The sequence below is a fragment of the Bradyrhizobium pachyrhizi genome (assembly GCF_001189245.1).
GTDB lineage: Bacteria > Pseudomonadota > Alphaproteobacteria > Rhizobiales > Xanthobacteraceae > Bradyrhizobium > Bradyrhizobium pachyrhizi.
The window spans coordinates 402,125-419,923 of sequence record NZ_LFIQ01000119.1; the positions used below are offsets into that span (position 1 = coordinate 402,125).

The following is a 17,799-nucleotide window of genomic DNA, read 5'->3' on the forward strand; positions in this document are numbered from 1 at the left end:
GTGCTCAAGCTCCCCGAACCCGGTGGCCGAACAGACCCGATGGCTTGACGACCAGCATGACCAGGACGAGCACGAACAGCGCGAGTGCGCCCTTCGAGCCACCGAGATAGACCGCCGAGAACGCCTCCGCCATGCCGACGATGAAAGCCGCGACTGTCGCACCACCGACGCTACCGAGACCGCCGAGAATGACGATCAGGAAGGACGTCGCCAGCACAGGATCGCCGATATGCGGCGCAAGCGACAGGATCGGTGTGACCAGCGCGCCGGTGAGGCCGGCGAGCCCCGTCGCCAGGGCGAAGGCGGCCGGAAACAGAATCGCCGGACGCAGTCCCTGCGCCGTCGCCACCGCGCGGTCATCAGCCAGCGCACGCAGCGCGCGACCGAAATCGGTGTAATAGATCAGGCCGTAGATCGACAGGATTCCGACGATGCAGACGCCCAGCACCACGAGATTCTCGATCGGCACAAAGAAGCCATGGCCGTGAATGACACCGGTCAATGGAAAGGCGAAGGCCGGAGATTGCGGTCCGAATACCACCAATATGCCGCTCGACATCATCAAATAGAGGCCGAGCGTCAGCATCAGTGTCGCCAGATGATCGTCGATCACGCGATCCAGCACGAAGCGTTCGAACAGGAATCCGAGCAGCGTGGTGCCCAGCGCCGCGCAGATCACCGCCAGCGCGTAGGGCATACCGAGATAGGTCACCGCGGAATAGGCGAGATATCCTCCGAGAACGTAGAAGCCGCCATGTGCGAAATTGACGACTCCGAGAATGCCGAAGATCAGGGTGAAGCCGAGGGCGAGCAGCGCGTACTGCGCACCCAGGCTGATGCCGATGAGGCAGGTGGCGACAAAACCTTGCACGGAGTACCCGCTACTTGCCGCCGGCCGCTTCGACCCTGATGGTCGGTTGCAGCTTGCCTTTTTCCACTAGCCCGACGCCGAACGGGAACGACAGTTCCTGGTTGATGCCGAAGAAATCCTGCCCGATCCAGTGACCGGGACCGATATTGGGATCCTCAACCGGCAACGATCGCAGGGCCTCGGCAACCTTGGCCGTGTCCGAGATGGTACCGGCCTTGGCGATGGCTTTGGTTACCATGCGGGCGGCGGAGACCCACTGAAAGAACAGATTGTTTTCCGGCCGCTCGGCGCCGAGCAGCTTCTTGTACTCGTCGGCGATCAATTGCACTTTCTCGTCAATGAGAACCGGCTCGTACCAATAGAAGTCCTTCAGCACCTCATCGCCACCGGCGACGCGGGAGATTTCGGTGTATCCCGGACCGCCGAGACGTCCGATCGGTCCCTCAAAGCCAGCCTGACGCAATTGCTTCACGATGATGCCGGCGTCGCCAGGTGGCGATGAAGCGAGATCGACGGCATCAGGCTTGGCGTTCATGATCCGGGTCACGATCGGCGCGAAATTGGTGGTGCCACGCTGATAATATTCTTCAGAAGCGGTGATGCCGGTTCTCTTGTATGCGTCGGCGTCGACGCTCGCGATATCCGTGCCGCCCTGGTCGTTCGGCGCGACCAGCACCACGCTCTTCATGCCGAACTTCTGCTTGGCGATCTTGATGATCGGCTCGGCCCAGCCCGAAGGACCCGGCCCCATGTGAAAGACCAGCGGCAACTGCGGCGATAGTGCATCCTTGGCGTAGCCGTTGCCCATCACCAGCATCGAATTGCGCTTGGCGATCGGCTTCACGCCGGTGAGCTCGGGCGAGCCGATCGGGCCGATGATGAATTTGACGCCCTGCCCTGCCAGCGTGTTGGCTGCAGCGGCAGCGCCTTCGGCCGTGTACTTGCTGTCGATGGCGACGACGTTGACCTTGCATGGCGCCCCGTCGACCTTGATCAGGCCGTCCCGGTTGGCCTCGGCAGCGACGAGTTCGACCGCGCCGCGCAGCGCGAGGCCCCATTGCGCAGCGGGACCCGACAGAACGCCGACGACGCCGAGCGTCAATTCCTGTCCCGCCGCCATCACCGAGACATTCGAACTGGCCAGCGCAGCGCCGACGGCGATGCCGGACAACAGCAGATTTCTCCGCGTAGTGCTCATCACTCCCCCCGTAATTTGTTGCGGCTCATGCGCCGTCCACTTGTTGCGTGGAAACCCGAAGCGTTCCGCTCCGGGGCCGCGCGTATCGCTCGGCGCCGGGACGCTAGGCGCGCGGAGGCTGCCTTGTCAATGAAACGTTTCATGAAAAATAGGGCAGATCAGCTATGCTTGAGATGAGTCACCGTTCCGAACGTACAATAAATGCAAATAATAACAGTATCTTACGCTATCGATCGAACGATCCATCAGAACTCCCAACGACGCGCCGCTACTGACACACCCGCACAATGAAACGTTCCACTTGAATCAATCTGGCCCGGCCGTTAGCTTCCGTGACCCGTCGCGCACAGAAGACGACGGCCAAGGGGAGAAACTCGATGATGCGGGGCGCCGTGACGGCCGTGCTTGCCGTGCTTGCGATTCAGTGCAGCCAGGGAGCGCTAGCAGCCGAACCTCAGTTCAAGCTGCGGGCTTCGGTGGACACCTCGGCGACACACGGACGGACATTGTCTGCCGCCGACTACCTGAAGAAGCTGCAGGAAAAATCCGGCGGCCGGATCACGACCGAGCTGTTCCACAGCGGCCAGTTGTTTCGCGACCGCGACGTGGTGAAGGCGCTGCGTCAGGGCGCCGTCGAGATGGCGATCCCCGGCACCTGGGTGCTGACCGGCTTCGTCCCCGATGCAGACGTCTTCCAGCTGCCGGCATTTTTCGGGCAGCCCTATCCGGTGGTCTATGCTGCTGCCGACGGCAAGATCGGCGAGATCATCAACAAGCAATTCGAGAGCAAGCTCGATGTCAAATTGCTCGGCCCCTGGCTGCAGCTCGGATATCAAAACACCTACAGCACCAACAAGCCGATCCGCGACTTCGCCGATCAGGCCGGCATGAAGATCCGCAACTCCGGCGGTGCCGGACAATCGGCGCGGGCCAAGTTCTTCAATGCAACACCGAACGTCACAGCCTGGCCGGACGTTCCGCTGGCGCTGTCGCAAGGCACGTTCGACGGGCTGAGCTCGACCGATGAAAGCCTTGCCAGCGCAAAGCTCTGGGAATCCGGCGTGAAGTATGGCTTTGCGGATCGCGAATTCGTCGGGTTCTACGTGCCGATGATCAGCGAGAGCTTCTACAAGAAGCTGCCGCCGGATCTCCAGAAGCTGGTCGTCGACCTCTGGCAGGAGAACATCGATGCCTACCGCAAGAGCATGGAAGAGGCTCAGACCGAGGCGCGCCATACGCTGGAAAAGAACGGCATCGTGTTCGTTTCGCCGTCCGAGAGCGCGCTCGCTGAGGTCCGCGCCAAGATGCTGCCTTTGCAGGACGGCATCGCGAAGGAGTTGCGGATTTCGCCCGCCTTGCTGCAGCAGGTGCAGGCGGATGTAACGACCGTCGGCCATTGATTGCCACCCATGATGAAGATCTGGAACAGGCTTGAACTCCTGTTGATAGGAGTTCTTGGTGCCGCCGCGCTGACGGTCGGGACCGCTCAGGTCATCGGCCGTTACGTGAACAAGAATTTCGCTTTCATCAATGGCGAGGAGGTAGTGGTCTATCTGACGGTCTGGGCGGTGTTTCTGGCGTCGAGCCAGTTGGTCCGGACCGATGGGCATGTCAGGCCCGACGTCGTCCTGCGACTGTTGCCGCCGCAAGGGCAAAGATGGGTCGAGGCATTCAACTGCTGTGTCGCGATCTTGTTTTGTGGCGGCCTGGCCTATTGCGGCTTCCAGGTTTCCGACGTCGCCCGCAGCCTCGACGAGCGCAGCATCACGGGCCTCGAATTCCCGATGTGGATCTACTACTCGGCCATCCTGACCGGCGCCGTGCTGATGCTGTTGCGCTACGTCATCAAGCTATATTTGCTCGTCTTCCGCTTCGATCCCGCCACCATGGTCATCGCCGTTCACGATCACTGAGCGATCGGCGGCGACGTCAGCCGTCTTGATGACCGATCTGCCATCGGCAAACTGACCGTCGTGGTCCCGCATCGGGACGCTTCAGGTCCAGCAACAACGAGACCGACACGATGTGGACGATGCTTTTCCTGCTGATGTTCTTCGGGCTGCTCTGCGCGGGAATGCCGATCTTTCTGGTGTTGGGTCTCTGCGCGGCGGTCCTGTTCGGCTTCAGCGACCAGCCTCTGGTGGCGATCGCGCAGAAGATCGCCGATGAAATGAATTCCAGCACACTGATGGCCTTGCCGTTGTTCGTGATGGCTGCCGCATTCATGCGGCGCGGCGGCGTCGCCAAGGCACTGGTCGATGTCGCGATCGCCTGGTTCGGACGATTGCGGGGCGCGCTCGGTCTCGTGACGGTGGTGTCATGTACCCTGTTTGCCGCGATCTGCGGCTCCTCGGTCGCGACTGCGCTCGCCATGGGCACCATTCTGGTGCCGGCGATGATCGAGCGCGGCTATCCGCGTCATTTTGCGCTTGGCGTGGTCGGCGCTTCCGGCACGATCGGCATCGTGATTCCACCCAGCCTGTCGCTGATTCTTTACGGGCTGATCGCAGAGCAGTCCGTGCCGCGCCTGTTCCTGGCCGGCATCATGCCCGGGCTGCTGCAGGCAGCGATGTTCTTCGGCTGGGTGTTCTACTACTCGCACAAATACGAGCTGCCGCGCGAGCCGGCCGTGCCACGCACCGAACTGGTGCGGATGAGCCTCAATGCCCTGCCCGCGCTTTGCGTACCTTTCATCGTGATGGTCGGAATCTACGGCGGCCTGATGACGGTCACCGAAGCAGCCGCGGTCTCGGCCACGGTGGCTCTTCTCGTCAGCCTGTTCTTCTATCGCGGCTTTAAGGTCAGCCAGACGCTCGAGGTGATCGCCGAGGCAATCAAGAGCGCCGCGACGATCATGATCATCGTCGCGACCGCTTTGGCGTTCGGCCACTGGATGACGGACTCGGGCATCCCGGCCTCGCTGGTGAAGTTCACGCTCGACAACCAGCTTCATCCCTGGCAATTCCTGCTCGCGATCAACGTGCTGCTGCTCGTGCTCGGATGCTTTCTCGAGGTCGCCGCCACGCTGCTGGTGGTGATGCCGATCCTTGCGCCTGCGCTGAAACCGCTCGGAATCGATCCCGTCCATTTCGCGATCGTCTTCACCCACAACATGGAGATCGCGCTGGTTCATCCCCCGGTCGGACTGAACCTCTACGTGCTGGCCACGATTTCGACGGCGCCGGTCACCGAAGTGGTGCGCGGCGTTCTGCCGTTCCTCGGCCTGCTGCTGCTGTGCCTTGCGATCATCACCTATGTCCCACAGCTTTCGCTTTGGCTGCCCAATCTGGTCTACGGCGCGGGCTAGCAACGCGGATCGTCTCGACGGAGAGCTCGAGCATGTCATCGAAATCGATCCATTGGGCCGGCGAATTCTCCGCGCTCGCGCTCCGCTACGGCAACAGGCCGGCCGTCGTCGACGCCGCCGGCACAACGTCCTATGCGGAGTTGTTCGCCAAAGCCGCCGGCGTTGCGGATGCCCTGATCCAGGCCGGGGTCGGCCCGACAGATGCCGTGGCTACCTTGTTCCGCAACAGCGCCGACGCCGTTGCGGCCACTTTCGGCGTCATGCTGGCGGGCGCCGTCGAAGTCCCGATCAACCCTGCGCTGAGCAGCGACGAACGCGCTTACTGCCTCGCGGTCTCCAACGTTCGCCTGTTGATCACCGGCGCGGCCATCGCGACCGAAAGGACTGCCGGCGGTCCGAACATCATCGAGGTCGAAAGCATCGAACGGACCGCGTTGGATCCGGCCGCCTTCCCGCAGGTCGACGGCGACGCGCCGGCGCGTATCGTCTTCACCTCTGGTACCACTGGTCGCCCGAAAGGCGCGGTTCACACCCAGATCGGCCGCTGGACGGCCAACATATTGCTGCGGGCGAACCTGCCGTTCCGGCCGGGTACCGGCAGCAATGTGCTGCTGATGACACCATTCTCGCACGGCTCCTCGTTGATGACGCATGCCTATCTGTCGTCGGGTGCGGCCGTGACACTGCTCGACGGCGTCGACCCGCCGCGCGTACTTGATATCCTCGCACGCGGCGCATGCGATGCGATGTTTGCGCCGCCGACCGTGCTGGCAAAGATCGTGGCCGCCGCGGGCACGTGCCAGTTCTCGTCGCTGCGCACGATCTTCTGCGGCACGGCGGTGCTGAAGCCCACGCTCTATGTGCGCGTCAGGGAGATGTTCGGCCCGGTGGTGCGGGTCACCTATGGCAAGAGCGAGGTATTCAATCCGATCACGGTGCTCGAAGCCGAGGAGACCGAGTCCTGGTATGCATCCGGAGGCGAGGACGCCTGCGTCGGCTGGCCCGCTCCTGGTGTTGAGGTCGTCATCCGCGGCGAGGACGGCCGGCCGGCCGCGGCGGGCGGCGACGGCGAGGTTCTGATCCGTGCACAACACCTGATGACCGGGTATCTCACCACCGATGGTTTTAGCGCGCTCGCACCGAATGAATTCCACGAAACCGGCGATCTCGGCTATCTCGATGCATGCGGCCGGCTGCACCTCACCGGCCGTAGCGCCGACGTCATCAAGTCGGGCGGCTACAAAGTAGCGCCGGAAGAGGTCGAACGATTGCTTGCGCCGGCGCTGCAGCCATCGGAAGTCGCGGTGGTCGGCATTCCCTCGGACTATTGGGGCGAGGTCATTCTGGCGGCGGTGGAAAATCCTGCGCCAGGCTGGGAGGAGCGTATCAATCGCGTGGTGCCGACCATGACCGACTACAAGCGCCCGCGCCTGCTGATTGCCCTCGACGAATTGCCGCGCAATGGGATCGGCAAGATCCTCCGCGGCGCCATTCGCACCGACGTGCTGTCCCGGTTCCGCATCACCGAAGGGCCGCGGCCGCGGCTCGAAAAGCGCTCCTAGTTCAGCGCGAGCGACGAAGCCGAGTTCGCGTTGCAGGCGCAGAGAGTGTGGCCGCATTACGGGCACTTTACTCCGGCGGAACGCACAGCACGCCGGTTTCACGAGAACGGCGCCGTCCAGCGAACGAGAAGGCTTACGTAGCGCCCCAATCGATGACCTGTCGCCATTATGTGGCGTTTGCCCCAATAGTTGGAGTCGTCATCGCCCCCTTGGCCTTAGCTCGTGGCTCATCGGCCGAGTCTGACGCTACATCCTCTCCGGTAATTGACGCAGCCCGGTTCGGGACTCCCATCATCGGGACGCTGCCCTGCATTATCGCTGGATCAATCCGCCAGAGATATCGGGCGGGTGTTGCGTGCACGCAAAAAGACTGCGACGCGGGGCTGGTATGCGTCGGGCCTCCCACTTCGTTCCGCTGCGGGACAGAAGCCCGACAGTGAGTCTCCCTTTTGGCTCGACAAGCACTGCAGGCCCGCGCTTCGCTCTCATTCGTCTTCGGGCTCGCCCCAGTTCCATGCGAACACAACCATCTATCCACCGGCGCGTTGCGCCGGAATGTGATCTGCAATGCATAACCCGCGTCACGAAAGTTCCGAGCTCGCCTAACGCCAAGCGTTCCTTGTCCTTGCCGTGAGCGGCCCGCGTTTGGCGCCGCCTGTTGCAGCCAGGTTACAGCAATTCCGCACGTGTCTGATAGGCGATGAACTTGGGGCCGGGCTAGTACAAGAAAGTTGGAATGAAAAAGATGAAGAAAATTCTGCTTGTCACCGCCAGCATGATCGCGCTCGGCGCGGTCGCGCCCGCTTCCGCGGCTGATCTCGCGCCTCAGCCCTACACCAAGGCTCCGCCCTATGTTGCTCCGACCCCGATCTACAACTGGACCGGGTTCTACATCGGTGGTCACGTCGGTGGTGCGTTCGGTGGCAACGACAACGTCCTCGCCCCCGGCTTCGGCGGTGGCAACGACGGTGTGTTCATGGGCGGCGTGCAGGCTGGCTATGATTACCAGTTCGCGCCGAACTGGGTGATGGGTCTTGAAGCCAACTACAGTTTTCTGGATACCAGTTCGAGCTTCGCTAATCGCGGCCTCGGTTCGGTAACCGGCCGCCTCGGCTACACCTGGGGTCCGGCGCTGCTTTACGTCAAGGGCGGCTATGCCTGGGCTGACACGCGCTTCTCAAACGGCTTCGGCGGCGACGGCGGCCGTGACGGCTACACCGTCGGTGCCGGTCTCGAATACATGTTTACCCAGAACTGGTCGGGCAAGCTCGAATACCAGTACTATGACTTCGGCACCGTCAACGTGTCCGATTCTCTCGGCTTTATCGGCAGCTTCCGCAACGACCAGCACACCATCAAGGCGGGCTTGAACTACAGGTTCAACCTGGGCGGCCCGGCCGTCGCTAGGTACTGATCGCTCGCTTAACTCCAAGCGACATGAAAGCTCCGGGCCCAGACAAAGGCCCGGAGCTTTTTCGTTGGAGCGGTGGTTCCTCCCGGATTGGAAGCCTCCAGCGCGGTCGACTGACGCAACGCCGTGAGCGCCAATACGAGGCGACCGCGCACTACTCCGAGCATCCTCAACGGACCGATCAGTGACGACATGACGCACGACGATCAATGCGTCATGGAACTGACCTCCAGAGGACGATGGCAGCTAACGCTCATCGGGCTGATGGAGCGCGAACAGGAGGCCCGTTGCGAGCGGTTCGGCCAGGCTGGTTGATTTGGGCAGGCCGGTCGGATTTGCCGCATGGGCGCCGCGCGCCGCGAGGCTTCAGCGCCGATGCCTGATCTGCACGGCCTTCAGATAGTCGGCAACCTGCTCAGCCCAATCGGCGGGTGGCGCCACGCCTGTAACTTGCGGGCTGCGACCGCAGCCAACGCAGATCGGGTGAGTGTCCTGATCGCTCTCGAAGCTATAGGCATCCGCGCCGTCGGTAATCACGCACGGCGTCATGTCGGAGCGCTTGCGGTCGCAGCGTTTCATCATGGCCTCCGTTCCCCGGCGAGTGCTAGCCGACACACTTTGCGAGTCCAGTGCTGGATCATGAGTCGCCCACCACCGCCGAGGAAAATCCAAAGTGAAACGCATTCGATGGAACAGCAACACGCGTGGGCGTTTTGGTTGTTGATTGATTATGATGCAATCGTGACCATGGAACCTGTGCTGTTGGCACGGACTGCACATCCCATCACGAGGCGGTTGTGATCTCATTGCGTGCATCGGATCGACCGAGCACGCGCATCGGCTCGGCCAATCCGAAATACTGGCAAAGACGGCTCCGGCGCGGCCCTCAGACAGCACGTCGGGGCCGTCGCTTGCGTCAGCGGAGCTTGCGAGATGGGTCGGCAGCCATCAAGTGCCGTTGTCGGATATGCACGCGCGCGTGTTGACGCGGCGTTCCCGCGCTCAATAGCTTTGCCGGTTGGGGTGGCTTGATGCGCGGTGATGGCGATGTCGAGAATAGAAGTGAGCGCGGAAGAGAAGGAATTGATTCTAATGCTGCGTGAATGGAAACGCGACGTGCGCGGATTTGGATCGTCCGAGGTTTTGATTTCACGCCAGCATGGACGCGGATGGGAAATCAGGCTTGCGCTTAACACGGATCAAGTGTCGTCCATCGGACTGAGCTTCGGCTTGGCCTGGAATGCACTCGCGGCAACACAGTTGGGTGCCGCACGATAGGACGGGCAGCGGAACTGGTTGTGTTGGCACAAAGTGCACTTCTATCCAAGGCCGAGTGTGATCTGATCAATCGCTCGGATCAGCCGAGCCCCGCAGCGCATCAAACTCGGATAGTCCGAAGCACTGGCGAAGACGGCTTCGACGTTGAAGCCCCTCAGACTCACGTCGGAGCCGTCGAAAAAGGTGGCGCCAATGAAAACTCGAACAGGCACCGAATGGGCCATCATCGCCGCTGAATGCTGGCTCGCAGTGGTCGCGGTGGCGATCTTGCTGATCGCGCTACACCCGGAAGTTGGCTGATTGCGACACGCGCGGCTGTTGGGATCTATCGGACGATTTTGGCTAGGGTGGTACCCAAGCGCATGGCGCGGGCCGAGATTCGTCGTCGCCTTCAGGACGACCGCCGCAGGCGAGCGAGCGGAGCATCGCCGTCCCCTCGGCCAGCGCCTTGATCGCGTCTAGTGCCCAGGAACCCGAGAGATGGACCACGCTGCCGGCGATACCTAAAACAGCGTCTCGAACATGCTTCAACGGGCAACTGTAGACGGAGATTCAGGAGTTGCGCTCTTGGGCGCGTCGTTCGACTGTTCGGCGGCAACGACGGAACGAATCTCGTCGATTCGTCGACACGCGCGGATCGCACACTCTCTCAACTCATCGATCGATTGCGTTTCTGCCCGTGTCTTTTCGATCGCTTCGATTTGCGAATTGAGGGCTGCAAGTTCTGCCTGGAGCAGCTCGAGTAGCGATTGGTTGGAACCAACCGCCCTTTCCACTCTTTTTGCCCGCATTGTCATCCCCAAATACGGTTGTACGTTCGTGACAACGATTCGTGGCGTCATTATGAATCCGAATGCCCCCAGCTTGGACCGGAGCTTCGCGTCACCGCAAAAGCATTGCCAACGGCGCCCGACCACGCTGCCGAACTGATCGCTCATTGCAAGACGCGCAATTTCGTTCGGGACCTCGAGCGCGACTCATCGGCGATGGTCGAGCCTCGAACGAGAACGCTCCTGATCGTGTTCTCGTATTTATCGTGACTGCAAATGCACGGCCTTTGCCAAGGCTCGCGCTGCCTCTTCCGGAGACGCCTTGTCCGTATCACCGTCGACTAAGAGGTTAGCGGCGCGCATAGCCTCAACGGGAACCGAGCCGACAAGCGGAGCAAGTGCTCGCTTCAGCCGCGCATCGGCGGCGCGCTTCGGCGCGATGAGGATCAGCGCATCATAGGAAGGTATCGCGTGCTTCGGGTCAGCCAGCACGAGAAGATCAAGCGCCGCGATACGCCCGTCGCTCGAGAACGCGGAGATGACATCGGCCTCGCCGGCCTCGAGAGCATGATACATGATCGTCGGATTGAACGAGCGTCGCGTTCTGAACGACAGACCATAGGCATTCCTGAGCGAGCGCCATTCCGGTCGCCCCAGGAACTCAAGGTCATCGCCGATGGTGAGTTGAGGTGCAACACGAGCAAGATCAGCAATCGAGGTGACGTTTAGTGCCTGCGCTCTCTCCCGTTTCATCGCGAGAACGTAGGCGTTTTCGAAACCAAGCGCGCCAAGCACCGTGACGCCCTGCTCCGCTTTCATCCAGCGGACGATCTCCGCCTGCATCTCCTCGCGCGACGGCATATCGGTGCGACCAATAACGTTGCGCCAGAGCGTGCCGGAGTAATCGACGTAAGCATCAATGTCATTGTGAGCCAGCGCGCGAAAGGCGATAGCCGAACCGAGCCCATCCTTGCGCGTTACGCCGACTCCTTCAGCCTTCAGCCGGTCACCCATCAGGTTCGCCAGAATGAACTGTTCGGAGAAGCTCTTCGCGCCGATGACATAGGTTTCTGCTTCGTTCGAGAGCAGCGGCGTGAAACCGGCGAGCGTGCCGAGGGCAAGTCCGGCGACACCGAACACCACACGCTTCCTGCTGCGTTCAGACGCCCCTGTCTCCACGAGACCGAGACAGAAGTCGGTGATCAGAGCAAGCCCGGCCGCGGCGATGCAGCCGAACAGCACGGAAACCCAGTTCTCGGTTTGCAACCCCGTAAAGATGTAATTGCCAAGGCTGGTTTGGCCGACGGGCGTGGAAAGCGTGGCTGCTCCAATCGTCCATACAGCTGCAGTCCGCACCCCGGCCATGATGACGGGCGTGGCGAGCGGCGCCTTGACGCGTGTCAGAATCTGCTGAGGCGTCATACCAACGCCTTCTGCCGCTTCGACGATAGCAGGACTGACGCCATTCAAGCCAACCACACTGTTGCGCAAAATCGGAAGCATCGCATAGAGCGTCAATGCAATCAGCGTCGGCAGGAATCCCAGCGCGGGGATGCCGAAGCCGAAGAGCCGTGCCGTCAATGTCGAGAGCGCAAGGAGCAACGGATAGAACAGTGCGAGCAACGCAAGTCCCGGTATGGTCTGGATCAAGCTCGCGATCGCAAGCACCAGCCTGCGTAGCCATGGTCGTTCCGCCGCGAGGGCAGCCAGCGGCAGGCTGACGAGTAGTCCAAGCGCAAGCGCCGTGGCGCAAAGTACAATATGCGGTGTGAGATAGGTGGGAAGCAGGCGCCAGGCGTCGAACAAGGCGTCTAATCGGGCACTGGAAAGCAGCTCAGCGCCGGCATCAGGCACGGGCAGGTCCGTTCTGAGTCGCAAGCGCGGCGATGCGCTCCGCTTGACGTCGCGGCACTTCCATCAAGGCGGTCACGTCCGGATCGTCAGAACCAGAGCCCATCATCAAAGTGTGCGGCGTATCGTCCGCAAGTACGCGGCCGTTCTTCATGACGACGATTCGATCAGCCATCAACGCAGCTTCCTGGATGTCATGGGTCACCATCAGCGTCGTCATGCCGAACCGGTCGTGCAGCTCGCGGTAGGAAGAACCCAGGCTGTCGCGGGTGACAGGATCGAGTGCACCCAGCGGCTCATCCATCAGAACAATGCGCGGTCGGGCGGCGATTGCACGCGCGACGCCGACCCGTTGGCGCTGACCTCCGGACAGCATGTGCGGAAAGCGGCTGGCGTAATCCTGCGGCAAGTCCACCATATCCAGCATCTCGGCCACCCGCGCTTCGATCTCGCTCGCCTGCCAGCCACGCAATTTGAGCGTTACGGCAATGTTGTCGGCAACTCGCATGTGCGGAAACAAACCGATCCCCTGAAAGACGTAGCCGATGCTCCGCCGCAGCATCGGCGGTTCGGCTTCGCTTACAGGCACTCCGTCGATCCTGACTTCTCCAACGTCAGGATCGACCAGTCGATTGATGGTCTTCAGTAGCGTGGTCTTGCCGGATCCCGAGCCGCCCACGAGCGCGACCAGTGAACCCTGCTGTACGTCGAGCGATACGTTGGAAACAGCAACACTCCGCCCCCCATCGTAGGATTTTGATACGGCATCGATCTCGATATACGGCGCGGAATTAGACGGATTCGAAATCGGCGAAGCTGTCATGAACAGGGCCTCCCTGTAGACTGCAGAACTGGCAGAAAGTAGCCAAGCAGGAGTCAGGGCATGATCCACTTGGGTGCACGGGTTCCTGGGTCACACCCACGCCCATCTTCGGAAGGCGAGCCCGTCACGGCTCCAGCGCGACCTGCAGGCCGTCGTCGCCCTCAACATGGACATAACGGGGTCCGATCGGACGCCCCCTGCCGCTGGCAACAGTGACGATGTCTTCCAGGGGAGCGGCGCGCGCATCCGCCTCAGGCCGGGACAACATCAGATCGGCGTGAAACAGCCCTTCCGACTCAAGACCGGTGGCATCGATGCCAAGAGCCGCCAGGCTGGCCAAGCAACTCTCAAACTCATCAGCATCGCGAAAACGACGCTGGATAAAAGTCGCGCCGGCAAGACGCTCCGTCACAAGGCCACGCTTCGCGAACGTCGCGGCTAGAGAATCGAACGGGAACATTCGTAGCACGAACGAAATGATCCATGGACGCTTCTCCGTCGCATCGAGAATCTTGCTAAACGTCTTCTCGGTGACGTAGCCGATGCACCCCGTCGACATGATGACATCCGCGGATCGGATAAGATGCGCGCTGTCCGTCGAGAGCGCCTCCGTTTCAAGATCTGCGACAATGCCCTGCTCAAGCAGACCAACACCCGTTGCATACCTTATCGCCGGCGCCGATACATCGAGACCGATAAATCGCGCGAGACCGACATCCGGCCAGGCCGCATAAAAATTGCGATCGAGACGCACCAATGTCTCAGAACCGATCGCCCTCATCTCGCGTCGAGCGTAGCGATGGCGCAAGCCCCCGAAAGTCAGTGGAAACCGATGCACCGCTGCGTTGATTCCGTATGAACAGCCAACATCAAGCACGGTCGGCTTGACGCCGGTTTCCGAAACCTTCGCTGCCAGAATTTGGCGCACAACCGGCTCAGCCACGTCCGGGATCATGTAATCCAAATCTCCCAGGACAGAGAAATACGCCCTGGGATCATCCAGGGCATAAATATCATCGAAGACGGCCTTGGACTGATTGATGCGCGAAAAATGTGTTTGCAACCCGGTCTCCTATTTCAACTTACAAGCCACTCGACGGCTGCTGCGTTCAAGTGCTTGATACCTTATTGTAGAGATTGACCGACGCATAAACCCATTGCGCTTTTTCAACCTCGCTTCGTGGAACTGCGCTGCGCCCCGATGTGCACGCGCGTGTAACGCGGCCTCTTTTTCGAAACCATCGCTGGTTGGGGCGGCTTGATGTGCGGTCAGGATGATGCCGAACACGCCGGTCGCTCCGGCAGAGAAAGAAATCAATTCTAATGCTGCACGAATGAAAGCGTGCGGGCAGCCGGCCTCGATAGTCGACAATGCTGGTCAGGCACGGACGCGACAGTTGGGATATCACGCTCGCGTTGCGTGACCGGTGGCGCCAGTCGCCGCGCCGGAGAACATCTCGCAGAAGCATGGAATGCACTCGCACCAGCACAGTTGCCGACAACAGGTTGAGACCGCGCCAATAGGAAGGCCGCTCAGATGGGAATGATTGGCCCGCGTAGTTGGCCGATGGATCGAACTCGGCCTACGGATAAGGCGCGCTGGAGCAGTTCCTCGGCAACGGCAACTCACGCACGTGGTTTGGGGGCCATGTTAGAAAATGCGCCAAGTCGCCACGCCGAGGATGAACCAAGCTTGAAGCTGATTTGGTGGAACAGCAACTCGCGCATGCGCACAGGGCTATTGACGGTTTGCATCGCTCGCGAGGCCGATGTTCGGAACTTTGTCGGTTCCGCTCCAACGATGAGAGCCTGACAGCACTGAACGGACCGGGCTCCTCGCAGGGTATCGTCAGCGAGATTGAGCGTTTCCAAGCGTCTCGAACACTGTCTGCTGCCACCAATCACCTTCGATTTGATCGAGTACGGCGAGATCGAGCATCGGCCGCAAGGCGCTGTCTTTGGGCAGTACGATCGCATAGCTCTCGCTGCTGAAGCTGGTATCGACGACGCGAGCCGAGGCCGAGAAGTCGCTGCGAACCATCCAGGTCAGCAACGGCTTGTCATGAACAAAGGCATCGATTGTCCCGCGCCCCAGCGCGGAGAGGCCGCCTTGGATGTCCGGAAACGTTCGAAACGAAAGCCGCTGACGAGCGAGGTAGTCGGCAGTCGCGGAGTTCGCGACCGCGCCGACGCGCACGGAACGCAGGTCGTTGAAGCCGTGAACGGCGCCCTCGAGCCCTCTGCGCGTCAGGGTGGAGGTGATACCGGCGGTGAACACCGCAATCGCGATCACGGAAGCGATCATCCATCCCATTGCGACGATCCTGCCGGGGAGGGTTGTCGGAGCATTCTGAGCGGCCCCCGCTTGCGTCATGGCGATGGTCGACCACCAGAAGCTGGAGCCGAGTCCCTTGGCGCCGCCACCGAAGTGCTCGGTTTTGCGCCGTTCCAGCATCCAGATCAGGAATCCGACCGCCATTGCGAAACCAAGCAGCACCGCGACGGCCTGGAAGAATCCGAAAGAGAGAAGCGCCCGTCCGATCGCGACCCAGGGGTTTTCGTTGACCGGCACCGCAACGCCGAGCCCGGTGTTGTAAAACGGCTGTGTAAAATCGACCTTGCGCGCACGCTCGGCGGTCACAGTGACTGCCGCGACGCCAACGTCGAATCTGCCGTTTGCGACGCCGTCCAGCAAATCCGGCACGCCCTGGGTTTCGACCAGGCGAAAACGTAGGTGTGCCTGATCGGCGATCCTTTTCCAGAGCGCGATGCTCATACCGCTCCAGCTCCCATCCGGCTGCTTGATGGCAAATGGAGGGGCCTGCTTGGTCGCCACGACTAGTTCCCTGTCAGGGGCCGTGGCAGCTTGTGCGTGAAGGGCGCCGGAGCCGAACGCGGCCACCGCCAGCGTCAAGATGCATAACCAGACCGGTCGAATCGACGTCCGCTTGCGTTGCGAGATTGGATCTCCCCGCCTGGCGCTGTGGGCAGCCATCTCACGCGAGACCCCTCCCAAGTCGCGGTCGTGCAGAGCTAACGGGAAAGCCTCGAATGAACTCATTGCTCACCTCGATGCATACCGGGATTGCCGACCAGAGCACCGCTACTCTCTTGGCAGCACTTCGTCACACACCTGTCCGTCAAAACAATGGCGAAGGAGTCTTCGGCCATGTCCGGAGGGCCAACTGACCTCAGGTTGGATTCCACAACGCAGACGCTCGATCGTCGACGTTGCGGGTGACGGCCGAAGCTGCGTTCTCAGCATGGTCGGTTGACCGGTTGGTCCGTCAGCTCGCGGCGCTATCCTTCAACTGCAACTGCACGGCAAGATGCTCTGTCCACCAGAATGCAGGTGCAGCTCGCTTCATCGACAAGAACACGATCGAGACGAGCGCCGGACTGCGGATCTCCGCCGACAAGATCATCATTTGCACCGGCGGAGAGAGCCGGCTACTGCTTATCCCCCGGCTTCGAGCTGACAGGCACCCACGGCGATGCATGGGCCCTGACTTCGGTCTCGCCATCCATGATCGTCGTCGGGCAGGTGCGACGGGTGTTCAGGTTGCCTCGATCTTCAATGCATTCGGCTCACGCGTTCAGCTGTTCGAAGCCGGTCCGCGCATTCTGGCCACGGAAGACGCTGACATTTCAGCTGCGGCCGCGATCGCCCTGCGGCAATCGGGAATAGCGGTGCACGAGAGTTTCGGCACCATCGAGGCGTTCGCGAAGACACCCGCTGGCGTGCGCATGGTCTTTACGAAGAATGGAGCCCGGTTGGATGCTGAAGCCTCGCTTGCGGTTGTGGCGGTGGGTTGGGTCGCAGATACGAAGCGGCTGAACGTCGCGGCTGAGCCTACCCCACCTACGGAGGGATCTTGACCCGGGCTGCGGTGATGGCGGCAGGACAGATCGGCTTGAGCATAGGCTCGCAAGCGCACCGGTTCGAGAATGTATCGCCTGCGACCCAGTCGGGAGAGGTTGGGGACCTTCCCGGTCGCCCGTCGCAAGGGAGATTTCCGCAAATTTCGGCAAGTATCGCGACGTTCGAACGGCCCACGGAGACGGGCTAGCAGTCCCGACCAGTAAGCCGATCCTGGTCAACCCACAGCACTGAAAACCATCCAATCCCTGCAGTCGGGCAGCCCCCGCGACAGGCAGAATGGCTAGTCCGTTTTGTTCAATATCCCTTTCAGCGACGAACACGGCAGCCACCACAACGAAAACGCTGGGCAATGGCGGCATTATTCGCGGGGTTATCCAGTCCATGCCATTGAATTTGCTTGAGATATCCCTCCTGCCGGGATCGCCACGTCATTTTCCGCTCCAGTGTTTTCAATACGTTGAGCCTCAATTTGGAAGTTGAGCTTGTTCAGAAGGCGCAGCCTCATGAAGACTGGAACGAAAGCAAAGCGTCGAAAGCTAAGAGAGCCAGTGACCGTCCTTTGGCGCGCGTTCGCGCCGCGTCATGCACACGGCTCGGCCAGCCCTTCATGTGCACGTCGACATGAAAACACCGAGCCTCGCTCAAGCCCACATCTGCTCGGCGTGTGAGTGACAAGTCATCGCCTGTGGTCGCGTTCTTTCCGGATCACGAACGGACCCGAAGTTTGACGATCATTGTGAGCCACCCCACAGCCCGCATGCCACCGAAGTGATAAAAGGCATTTTTAGACATAAAGGCATAGTGTCAAAGCAATTGGACAAGACCGCTGACGGTCTCCGGCGGTC

15 protein-coding genes are annotated in these 17,799 nt (G+C 61.1%); 7 read left to right on the top strand and 8 right to left on the bottom strand.

What is annotated here, in order from left to right; all coding sequences use genetic code 11:
• Positions 1–4 precede the first annotated feature (4 nt).
• Both AKL29_RS36805 and AKL29_RS36810 read right to left on the bottom strand, forming a co-directional pair.
• The gene (locus AKL29_RS36805) at positions 5–871 is read right to left on the bottom strand and encodes a branched-chain amino acid ABC transporter permease (RefSeq protein ID WP_028333424.1); all 867 of its coding nucleotides are present in this window, start codon (positions 869–871) and stop codon (positions 5–7) included.
• A 10-nt stretch (positions 872–881) separates the two neighbouring features.
• The gene (locus AKL29_RS36810; RefSeq protein WP_152977919.1) at positions 882–2,069 is read right to left on the bottom strand and encodes an ABC transporter substrate-binding protein; all 1,188 of its coding nucleotides are present in this window, start codon (positions 2,067–2,069) and stop codon (positions 882–884) included.
• 377 nt (positions 2,070–2,446) lie between these two features.
• On the opposite strand from AKL29_RS36810, the gene dctP reads away from it, so the two are divergent.
• The 5 genes from dctP (at position 2,447) to AKL29_RS36835 (ending at position 8,352) form a co-directional block, all read left to right on the top strand.
• Positions 2,447–3,469 (top strand): TRAP transporter substrate-binding protein DctP, encoded by a 1,023-nt coding sequence (gene dctP / locus AKL29_RS36815; protein ID WP_050387520.1) that lies wholly within the window; start codon positions 2,447–2,449, stop codon positions 3,467–3,469.
• 9 nt (positions 3,470–3,478) lie between these two features.
• Positions 3,479–3,982, top strand: coding sequence for a TRAP transporter small permease (locus AKL29_RS36820; protein WP_028333427.1), 504 nt, complete (start codon positions 3,479–3,481; stop codon positions 3,980–3,982).
• A gap of 110 nt (positions 3,983–4,092) precedes the next feature.
• Entirely contained in the window at positions 4,093–5,376 is a 1,284-nt protein-coding gene (locus tag AKL29_RS36825; RefSeq protein WP_028333428.1) for a TRAP transporter large permease, read from the top strand.
• A gap of 32 nt (positions 5,377–5,408) precedes the next feature.
• Positions 5,409–6,938 (top strand): class I adenylate-forming enzyme family protein, encoded by a 1,530-nt coding sequence (locus AKL29_RS36830; protein ID WP_063779994.1) that lies wholly within the window; start codon positions 5,409–5,411, stop codon positions 6,936–6,938.
• Positions 6,939–7,683: 745 nt separating this feature from the next.
• Positions 7,684–8,352 carry an outer membrane protein gene (locus tag AKL29_RS36835; RefSeq protein ID WP_028333430.1) on the top strand — a complete coding sequence of 223 codons (669 nt, stop codon included), beginning with the start codon at positions 7,684–7,686 and terminating at the stop codon, positions 8,350–8,352.
• A gap of 363 nt (positions 8,353–8,715) precedes the next feature.
• Here the strand turns inward: AKL29_RS36835 and AKL29_RS36840 are convergent, their stop codons facing one another.
• Positions 8,716–8,931: a hypothetical protein gene (locus AKL29_RS36840; protein ID WP_050387521.1), complete on the bottom strand. Its 216-nt coding sequence runs from the start codon at positions 8,929–8,931 to the stop codon at positions 8,716–8,718.
• 459 nt (positions 8,932–9,390) lie between these two features.
• Here AKL29_RS36840 and AKL29_RS42490 point away from each other — a divergent pair, with 459 nt between their 5' ends.
• Positions 9,391–9,627 (top strand): hypothetical protein, encoded by a 237-nt coding sequence (locus AKL29_RS42490; RefSeq protein ID WP_028352098.1) that lies wholly within the window; start codon positions 9,391–9,393, stop codon positions 9,625–9,627.
• Between the two features lie 527 nt (positions 9,628–10,154).
• Here AKL29_RS42490 and AKL29_RS36850 read toward each other — a convergent pair.
• The 5 genes from AKL29_RS36850 to AKL29_RS36870 form a co-directional block, all read right to left on the bottom strand.
• The gene (locus AKL29_RS36850; protein WP_028333433.1) at positions 10,155–10,565 is read right to left on the bottom strand and encodes a hypothetical protein; all 411 of its coding nucleotides are present in this window, start codon (positions 10,563–10,565) and stop codon (positions 10,155–10,157) included.
• Between the two features lie 93 nt (positions 10,566–10,658).
• Positions 10,659–12,203: an ABC transporter permease/substrate-binding protein gene (locus AKL29_RS36855; protein ID WP_050387598.1), complete on the bottom strand. Its 1,545-nt coding sequence runs from the start codon at positions 12,201–12,203 to the stop codon at positions 10,659–10,661.
• A gap of 40 nt (positions 12,204–12,243) precedes the next feature.
• Complete coding sequence (locus tag AKL29_RS36860) at positions 12,244–13,071, bottom strand: ATP-binding cassette domain-containing protein (protein ID WP_050387523.1); 828 nt, start codon at positions 13,069–13,071, stop codon at positions 12,244–12,246.
• Positions 13,072–13,195: 124 nt separating this feature from the next.
• Positions 13,196–14,134, bottom strand: a complete 939-nt coding sequence (locus AKL29_RS36865; protein ID WP_050387524.1) for a hypothetical protein — start codon at positions 14,132–14,134, stop codon at positions 13,196–13,198.
• A gap of 786 nt (positions 14,135–14,920) precedes the next feature.
• Complete coding sequence (locus AKL29_RS36870) at positions 14,921–15,907, bottom strand: transporter substrate-binding domain-containing protein (protein ID WP_244482627.1); 987 nt, start codon at positions 15,905–15,907, stop codon at positions 14,921–14,923.
• Positions 15,908–16,308: 401 nt separating this feature from the next.
• On the opposite strand from AKL29_RS36870, the gene AKL29_RS36875 reads away from it, so the two are divergent.
• Complete coding sequence (locus tag AKL29_RS36875) at positions 16,309–16,950, top strand: FAD-dependent oxidoreductase (RefSeq protein WP_050387525.1); 642 nt, start codon at positions 16,309–16,311, stop codon at positions 16,948–16,950.
• Positions 16,951–17,799: the final 849 nt, after the last annotated feature.